An 8,680-nucleotide genomic window follows, 5' to 3' on the forward strand; every position below is an offset into this window, starting at 1 on the left:
CAGCTACAGTGCTCACACGCTCTATTTTTCTAAACTAATAATGACGAAGATGTTGCTTTGTAAAGCCTTTAGCTTTATTAATTCACCTGAGTTTAGGATAAGCAGCACATTTGTTTTATCTTCATAACAAGAGGGATTTGGGTACAGGTAGGATAATCAGTAACGCGATCGCAATTAAAATCATGCCAATTAGATCGCGAGCTTTACCAATTTCAATACTTTCGTTCAAAATAAGTGGGCGGGGAACAGGTAATAAAAATAACAAGAGACTGTAAATTCTCAGCCAAGGCTGTGTAAGTACAGCGATCGCCAGTAATACTAGTCTTGCTATGCGAGCAATTTGGACGGCTTGACGATGCCCAAACATGGCGATTACCAGATTGCCACCATCCAGTAAGTCAAAGGGCATTAGCTGTAAGGCACTAATTGCTAAGCCAGACCAACCAGCTAGAGTGAGGGGTGAAAAAGCGGTGATTGGGGCTGTAGGATTTGCTGCTTTGCCCATAGAAAAAATTGTTTGTAGTAAAGTTACCAAAATTGAATTTTTGGAGTCAAAGGTGGCGAGATTTGGAATTAATAAAGATGGGGCGATTGCAGGGTCAGCAACCATTGCAGTTGTAGGAACTAACACCCAGTTACCTAAAATTAATAAAACTATAGAAATTGCTAAGCCCACAATTGTGGGAATTACCGCTAGATCAAATAGGAAACGGCGTTGATGTGGGTGTCCTTGAGCTGTAGGTAAATTGGTATTTAAACTGCCCAGTAACCCAAAACCACCTAGAGCTGGTAAGAAAAGTGGGTAAGTGAGTTGCAAGCGATAATGTCTGGAAACGTAGTATTGCGCGATCGCCCTTGCGATAAAGATAGTAACTAGGCAAAGCAAGTAAGGAATGCCTTGCGGTAAGTTGCTCAAGCTCAAGTCTTCAATGCGCTGATTTGCACCTACGATTAGCACTGTGAAGGCTGTGAATCCAATACTAATTGTGCTGGGTAACCAACTTTGATGTTCTCCTAAAGCTGGTTGCGATTTGGTGAGATGGTTGGGGATCAAATAAAAGCAATAGTTTGTTGTGTTTTCCTGACGATCTTGAGCATCGCCAAAACCTAAACCTAGATTTTCTAAGGGACTTTCTTGTAAATAACAAATAAAGCGATCGCCAAATACTTTTTGAATATTTTGGTTAATCGTTTCGTAAGCATATTTGGGATTTTGCGATCGCAGATTGCCCCGACAGAAGATTTCGTGAGGTCGATATTCTAAGCCTGTTAGATGATAAATATTTGAGAGAAAGCAGTCTTTGAGTTGTTTTTCTTCGGTGGGATCAAGGTTGATGGTTGCTAGATTAGAGTTGGAAGAGGCGATCGAGTTGCTATATATCCATACACAAAGCAAAAATACTACAGCAACAAAAATCAATGGTAAAACGGAGCGGTTGATCGTGGTCAAGGCGATCGCCAAGCTTGGCAAGGCAACTGCTAGAATCCACAAAACAAATATTTGGGTCTGCTGGTTTGCGCGTTGTTGCGATCGCTGATGGTAGATTGCGATGCACCCCACTACAGCAAAAACAAATACTTCCTCAAATCCCATATCAATTGCTCATTACTAACAGCACTATAGCAATCCTAAATGATTTGTGAGAGTGTGCCGCAAAATAGGCACACTCTCACAAATCTCCAAAAATTAATTGATGGCGCGAAGCGTCACAGCAATTCTCATTATGAAACCGATTTTGGTGTTTCTAGCGCCGAAGGCGCTAGAAACACCAAAATCGGTTTTTTGAGAGCCCGCCAACGGCGGGCTTTCAAAAAACCGATTTTAATAATGAGAATTGCTGGAAGCGTCATCAATCACTTTTTTGGGATGTTCTTTCTAGGTTTTTGCAAATTTAAACCTAGAATTATGAATGCACTCAAACCTAGCCTCAAAATTTCTAGGTGCTTTTCCTAGGAAACAAACTAGTCAAAATTTATATGAGCAAAGACTTTGAATCTATCAGTGATCGCTTACCACCCCAGAATATTGAGGCTGAGGAGGCAGTCTTAGGGGGAATCTTAATCGATCCAGAAGCAGTATCGCGCGTACTCGATACATTGCGTCCCGAAATGTTCTATGTCGCGGCGCATCAGGAGATTTTTCGTGCTTGCTTAATGTTGCATAACCTGTCCAATCCTACGGACATGATGAGCTTAACCACATGGCTCAGCGATCGCGATATGCTCGAAAAAATCGGTGGTCAGACAAAAATTGCCCAACTTTGCGATCGCACCGTCAGCGCTGTCAATATTGATTTTTATGCTCAATTAGTTGCGGACAAATATGCACGACGTAAGCTTGCCGAAGCCGCTAGAGGTGTGGTTGAGATTAGTTACAGTAACGAAATTGAATTAGCACAACTTCTCGATCAATCGGAACAAAAGATTTTTGCGGTTACGCAATCCCGCGCCCAACAAGGGCTTACTCCTGCTGCCGATATTCTCACAAAAACCTTTTACGAATTAGAAAATCGTTTTAATTCCCTTGGTACTGGCAATTCCACCGCCACAGGTTTAATTACAGGATTTTATGATTTTGATGCGATGACCAATGGATTGCAGCGATCGGATTTGATTATCCTTGCAGGTCGCCCGTCAATGGGGAAAACTGCTTTCGGATTAGAAATAGCCCGAAAAATGGCAGAAATTCACCGCTTACCTGTGGCAATTTTTAGCTTAGAAATGTCGAAGGAGCAATTGGTTTACCGTCTCTTAGCCAGTCAATCCAAAGTTCGCTCCAGTGATATGGGCATCGATAGTAATCGTCTCCGCACTGGACAGATTAGCGAAAATGAATGGGGAACCGTGGCGATGGCGATTAGTGGACTTTCGGAATTGCCTCTATTTATCGATGACACTCCCAATCCTCCAATTACGGAATTACGTTCTAAGGCACGACGTTTGCAGTCAGAAAAGGGAGGCGTACTAGGTCTAATTTTGATTGACTATTTGCAATTAATGGAAGGCTCTGGTTCTGATAATCGGGTGCAGGAAATATCGAGAATTACGCGATCGCTTAAAGCTTTAGCCCGTGAATTAAATGTGCCTGTAATCGCGCTATCCCAATTAAGTCGTGGTGTAGAAGCGAGAACTAATAAACGTCCGATGCTTTCTGACTTGAGAGAATCAGGTTCGATCGAGCAGGATGCGGATTTAGTAATTAATTTATATCGTGATGAATATTACAATCCTGAAACTCCCGATCGCGGAGTTGCTGAGATTATTATCGCTAAACACCGTAATGGACCAGTTGGTACGGTCAAATTACTGTTTGAACCACGCTTAACTAAATTTGAAAATATGGCTTCTAGTCGTAGTTAGAGACTAAACTTAAAATTAAGAACCAATTTTGTTGTGGTGCGGCAAAGCCGCACCACAACAAAATTGGTCTAAGGAAATGTTGCAGATTTCGATTCGGTTACTGCTTTTTACCTCAAGTGCAAAAATCAAAAAGCCTTTCCAATTTTTCCTTGAGGAGTTTTCACTTGCCCAGTTTTTTAGTGAAGATGACGAAATCGAGTATTTCTTGGAAGATGCTAAGGAAGTCTATAAATCATGAAATCGCGAGATATTGTTTGAGTTCGGTTTCCTCAAGCTGACTTAAAGGCAGGAAAGCTCCGACCCGCATTAGTTGTTGCGATCGCCTCTATCGCGATCTCAGCATTGCCTAAGAAATTAAAGAAGTCGAACAACTCCTACACACAGTCAAATTATAGAGATTATCGCACCCTCAGCAAATTTTGAAACATCCCCAAACATTTCCCCGAAAACTAAGCAATTCTCAAATTAAGACAATTTCCTTAGCATCAAGCGCAATGGGATAGCTCAAATCTAAGTCGGGGGGATTGTGGGATAGCTCAGAGATTGCTAACCCTTTTACGGGATGTATCCAATCAGCAGCAATTTCGGCTAGGGGTAAAAGTACAAAGGCGCGATCGCTCATGCGAGGATGCGGTAATACTAATTCTGGGGTATCGATCAGGCGATCGCCATAAAGTAATAAATCTAGATCGAGAGTTCTTGCCCCCCAACGTTCGCGACGCTCGCGCCCAAAAAACTGCTCTGTATAAAATAGCGCTTGCAATAACTGAAATGGATTGAGCGTAGTTCTTAAAACTGCACAACCATTGATGTAGTCTGGCTGCGGCGCAGAATTGGGTAAAGTGATCGCCTTAGTTCGATACCAACGGGAAACCTTAACCACTTCTATCTCTGGATGGTTAGCGAGTTGGGCGATCGCTGCTTGGACAATTTTTTGGGAGTCACCAATTTCACTGCTCAGGTTACTACCTAGGGCGATCGCGCAAAGCTCTGTCATGAATTTTTATTAATAACAACAAAGACGCTGCTATGCAGCGTCTTTGTTGAATTATACGGGAACCGCTTCACTCGTGCGATAGAGCTTAGCGCCAACATTGCGTAACTTTTCTTCGATGCGATCATAACCGCGATCGAGGTGATGCAAGCCCATGACCGTGGTTTCACCATCAGCGGCTAGTCCTGCAATGACCAAAGCTGCCGAAGCTCGTAAATCCGTCGCCATTACAGGCGCACCTGACAATTGAGGCACACCTGTGACTACTGCCACATTATTTTTGAGGCGAATATTTGCACCCATACGATTGAGTTCGGCAACATGCTGCAAGCGGTTTTCAAATACGGTTTCGGTGACTACGCCATTGCCTTCGCAGATGCTTAGTAATGCCATAAATTGCGCTTGCATATCCGTTGGGAAGCCAGGATAAGGCAAGGTTTCAATGTCAACAGCACGGTAGCGATCGCCACCAATAACGGTAATCATATTGTCAGAATCTTGGCGAACCGTCACCCCAATATCCTGTAATTTAGAAATCGCGGCGGTGAGGTGCGCGGGAATCACAGGTGACATCGATAGGGTTGAGCGGGTAATTGCGGCGGCAACCATGAAAGTTGCAGCTTCAACGCGATCGGGAATGGCGGTGAAATCAGCAAAATGTAGCTTTTCCACACCATCAATGATGATCGTATTCGTACCAGCACCTCTAATCTTTGCGCCCATAGCCATACATAGATCGGCAAGATCGGTGACTTCAGGTTCTAATGCGGCATTTTCAATAATTGTTTCCCCTTCAGCTAGCGTCGCCGCCATCATTAAAGTCTCAGTCGCACCAACGCTGGGATAATCCAAATAAATTCTTGCACCTTGCAATCGTCCATTGCGGCTCTTAGCATAGGCTTGGACAACTCCATGGTCAATTTGCACATCTGCCCCCAAGGCTTGCAAACCACGTACATGCAATTCTACTGGACGCGCACCGATCGCACAGCCACCGGGTAGAGGCATTCTTGCTGAGCCTAGTCTTGCCAATAATGAACCGAGAGCAAAGAAGCTCGCTCTCATTTTGCTGACCAATTCGTAAGGTGCAGAGTTGGTGGTCAAGTTACTGGTATCAAGATCCAGAACTTCACCATTGCGCGAAATTTTCACGCCGAGAGTTTCGAGAATGTCGCCCATGCGCTGTACATCAGCGAGATTAGGAACATTGCGAATACGACATCCTTCGGAGGATAAAAGTGTGCCTGCCATAAGAGCAAGGATCGAATTTTTTGCGCCGCTAATGGGGACATGCCCTGATAATGGTGCTTTGCCAATAATACGGAGGACTGGGGCGTTGGGTTCGATTTGGGGCATTTGCGAAGATTCGAGCGTGGTTAGTTCGAATGGCTCAAGAATTTGTGAAGCATCGTACAAATTTTTGGCGAGATCCGTCGTCGATTCCATAGGCTGTTGTAAATTGGTGGTTGTACCTGCATTGGTTGAACTGGTTGTAGAAACGATCGCCTTGTCCTCCTCACATCAGAATTAGCGTAGCCAAAAGTTTAGCGGAGTATATCCGAAAAACTGTTAACTTTTGTACAGTAAGTGTATTTACTCATTATTAGCGATCAAGTCATATATGGCTATAAGTAACTAGACGCAGTTAAATCTAAAACCCCAAAACCTTTGGCGCACGCTGCGCGTGCGCCAAAGGTTTTGGTTCTATTTTTTTAATTATGCCCAGCTACTTAGCTATTAGCCGTTAGCTTAATTTTTTCCTTTTTCCTTTTTCCTTGCCCATGAAGCCCTATCAAAATATTGCGATCGCTGAATGTGGTGAGCCTCTGGTAGCGATCGCCTCAAACATCACAACCATCGATCCTCATCCCTATATGTCATTGGGCGCACCTTATGGTGATCGCTCTCCTTTTTGGGTGCGCCAAGGTATTTTAGAGAAACTGCAAAAATCTCAAGCCTATTTACAAACTATTCGTCCCCATTATCAAATTGCAATTTTTGATGCCTATCGTCCAATTCCTGTACAGCAGTTTATGGTGGACTATAGTTTCACTCAGTTAGTAGCAAGTAAGGGATTAAAAGTTGATTCTCTTTGTGAAGAACAAAAAAACTCACTCATGGCAGAAGTGATGAAGTTTTGGGCAATTCCGAGCCACGATCCAAAAACTCCTCCTCCTCACAGTACGGGTGCAGCGATCGATGTCACCTTTTACAGAAATGATGCTGAAGGTGTAATTCCTGTAAATATGGGTTCTCCTATTGATGAGATTAGCGATCGCTCTTTACCTAATTATTTTGCAACTTCTAGTGGTAAGCAAGAAATGGAATTTCATTGCGATCGCCAGTTATTAAATCAAGTGATGACTCATAGCGGATTCCAAAGACATCCCAATGAATGGTGGCATTTTTCCTATGGAGATCAGCTTTGGGCATGGATTAGTAATGAAGAAACTGCGATTTATGGAGGAGTTAGATAGTTACTGCTAAGCCTGAATATTTTATTAGAAAGAAACTTTCCGTCTAATAACAAGTTAGATTACATCTAGATTTTAGGTGTTGACATGTAAAAAAAAATGGTGATATATCTTTGTGCAACTGAGTAAGTCAGCCTAATTTTTGTTTTATCTCTAAGTTATTACCTAAAGTAAAACAAAAAACGGGGGAACCAAGTTCTCTAAGAGCATAGGGGCGTATTTTCAGAATGAATCTGAAAAAGGACATCTCTCAGTCCTAGCCCGTCAGCTAACCTCGTAGGCAGTGAGAGAAGACTGTGGAAAATGGCGATCACTGCAAGTTAAAATTTTTTGACGAGTAGTATCAGTTTCAACAGGATTCTTGTTTGGACTCTCAGAGCACATCAGTCCATTCTGAAACAAGGTACTACAAATCATGGCTTTGATGAGTTTGGCGACTAATACCCGCACTTTTATGACTGGGTGTTTTCGCAGTTTGTTTCGAGCTAATGTGTTGCTACCGATCGCAGGTTTTGCAGGAGTGATTGCTCTATGGTGGGCGATCGCTTTATTTCGCAATGAAATGATGCCCACACCGCCAGAAGCATTTGTCAAGAATTTAGATTTTATTTTAAATCCGTTTTATCGTCGTGGACTTGGTGATATTGGGATTGGATGGCTACTGTTAGCAAGTTTACGTCGAGTCTGTATTGGCTTTCTCTTAGGGGCTATAGTTGCCATTCCCGTCGGGGTTTGGATTGGGCTATCACGCAATGCTTGGTTGGCAATCAACCCGATTATTCAGGTTTTCAAGCCAGTTTCACCACTCGTTTGGTTACCGATCGCCCTTGCTATTTTTAATGCTGCCGAACCTTCAGCAATTTTCGTGATTTTCATTACTTCCCTCTGGTCTACGATTATTAACACTGCTGAAGGAGTAAGTAACGTTCCCAAAGACTATTTGGAAGTTGCTCAAGTGTTAGAAATGCCTCGTTGGAAGCAGTTAATTAAAGTAGTTCTGCCAGCGAGTTTGCCCTATATTTTTACAGGTTTAAGGATTAGTTTAGGGATTGCATGGTTAGTAATTGTAGCAGTGGAAATGCTCACGGGTGGCATTGGTATTGGCTTTTTTGTTTGGGATGAATGGAATCGCTTGAATGTAAGTTCTGTATTTTTGGCAGTCTTTGTGATTGGTGTGACAGGACTGATTTTGGACTATGCCCTTGCTAAATTACAAGCAATCATGACCCGTCGCCCCGCACAATCCTAAACTTCGGAGATTCCCATGTCTACCACAAGGAGAGCATTCCTTCAGGGAATGACTGCTACTGCCTCAACGATCGCCTTTTCTGCTTGTTCTCAAGAGCAAGGACGAAATCCCACTGGACTATCGGAGACAGCTTTGGCTGTGGAGCCTGTAATTAATCCTGCCAGTTTGGAAAAGCCAAATTTAACGGTTGGCTTTGTACCTGTTAACGATTGCGCTCCCTTTGCGATCGCTTGGGAAAAAGGTTTTTTTCGGAAGTATGGATTAAACGTTACGCTCAGTCGAGAAGCGAGTTGGGCTAATTCCCGTGACGGGATCATTTTTGGACGCTTAGATGCCTCTCCTGTGGTATCTGGTGCTGTCACCAATGCCCGTATTGGCGCAGAAGGCGCACGTCAATTCCCTCTTTGTGCTGCCATGACGATTCACCGTCATGGTAATGCCATTACCTTCAATCGTAAATTATGGGAAGCGGGTATCAGTCCCCTATCTATATATAGAGGCGATTTAGATGCCTTTGGAAGAGATTTGCGACAATATTGGCAAACTGCATCCATAGATGATCGCGTATGGGCAACGGTTCTGAGTTCTTCCATTTATGAATAT

9 protein-coding genes and 1 riboswitch are annotated in these 8,680 nt (G+C 43.2%); of the genes, 5 read left to right on the plus strand and 4 right to left on the minus strand.

Going from position 1 to position 8,680, the window contains the following annotated elements; all coding sequences use genetic code 11:
• Positions 1-121: 121 nt before the first annotated feature.
• Positions 122-1,594 (minus strand): hypothetical protein, encoded by a 1,473-nt coding sequence (locus B9G53_RS21480; RefSeq protein ID WP_094535509.1) that lies wholly within the window; start codon positions 1,592-1,594, stop codon positions 122-124.
• A gap of 383 nt (positions 1,595-1,977) precedes the next feature.
• Between B9G53_RS21480 and dnaB the strand changes: the two genes are divergently transcribed.
• Both dnaB and B9G53_RS27600 read left to right on the plus strand, forming a co-directional pair.
• On the plus strand, positions 1,978-3,360 hold the full coding sequence (gene dnaB / locus B9G53_RS21490; protein ID WP_094535511.1) for a replicative DNA helicase: 1,383 nt from the start codon (positions 1,978-1,980) through the stop codon (positions 3,358-3,360).
• A gap of 76 nt (positions 3,361-3,436) precedes the next feature.
• The gene (locus tag B9G53_RS27600; protein ID WP_176453303.1) at positions 3,437-3,598 is read left to right on the plus strand and encodes a hypothetical protein; all 162 of its coding nucleotides are present in this window, start codon (positions 3,437-3,439) and stop codon (positions 3,596-3,598) included.
• Positions 3,599-3,820: 222 nt separating this feature from the next.
• On the opposite strand, the gene folK is transcribed toward B9G53_RS27600, so the two are convergent.
• Both folK and murA read right to left on the minus strand, forming a co-directional pair.
• Positions 3,821-4,357, minus strand: a complete 537-nt coding sequence (gene folK / locus B9G53_RS21495) for a 2-amino-4-hydroxy-6-hydroxymethyldihydropteridine diphosphokinase (protein WP_094535512.1) — start codon at positions 4,355-4,357, stop codon at positions 3,821-3,823.
• A 51-nt stretch (positions 4,358-4,408) separates the two neighbouring features.
• A complete protein-coding gene (gene murA, locus B9G53_RS21500; RefSeq protein WP_094535513.1) occupies positions 4,409-5,800 on the minus strand; it encodes a UDP-N-acetylglucosamine 1-carboxyvinyltransferase in 1,392 nt (463 codons plus the stop codon).
• Between the two features lie 335 nt (positions 5,801-6,135).
• Between murA and B9G53_RS21505 the strand changes: the two genes are divergently transcribed.
• Entirely contained in the window at positions 6,136-6,831 is a 696-nt protein-coding gene (locus tag B9G53_RS21505; protein ID WP_094535514.1) for a M15 family metallopeptidase, read from the plus strand.
• 149 nt (positions 6,832-6,980) lie between these two features.
• Positions 6,981-7,125: riboswitch (cyclic di-AMP (ydaO/yuaA leader) on the plus strand.
• On the opposite strand, the gene B9G53_RS28160 is transcribed toward B9G53_RS21505, so the two are convergent.
• Positions 7,093-7,245 (minus strand): hypothetical protein, encoded by a 153-nt coding sequence (locus tag B9G53_RS28160; RefSeq protein ID WP_217901649.1) that lies wholly within the window; start codon positions 7,243-7,245, stop codon positions 7,093-7,095. It overlaps the preceding riboswitch by 33 nt.
• 37 nt (positions 7,246-7,282) lie before the next feature.
• On the opposite strand from B9G53_RS28160, the gene ntrB reads away from it, so the two are divergent.
• Entirely contained in the window at positions 7,283-8,077 is a 795-nt protein-coding gene (ntrB, locus tag B9G53_RS21510; protein WP_369683011.1) for a nitrate ABC transporter permease, read from the plus strand.
• A gap of 15 nt (positions 8,078-8,092) precedes the next feature.
• Positions 8,093-8,680 (plus strand): ABC transporter substrate-binding protein (locus tag B9G53_RS21515; protein ID WP_176453304.1); only part of this gene is annotated, 588 nt, incomplete at its 3' end.

The organism is Pseudanabaena sp. SR411 (assembly GCF_002251945.1).
In the GTDB taxonomy this organism is placed as follows: Bacteria; Cyanobacteriota; Cyanobacteriia; order Pseudanabaenales; family Pseudanabaenaceae; genus Pseudanabaena.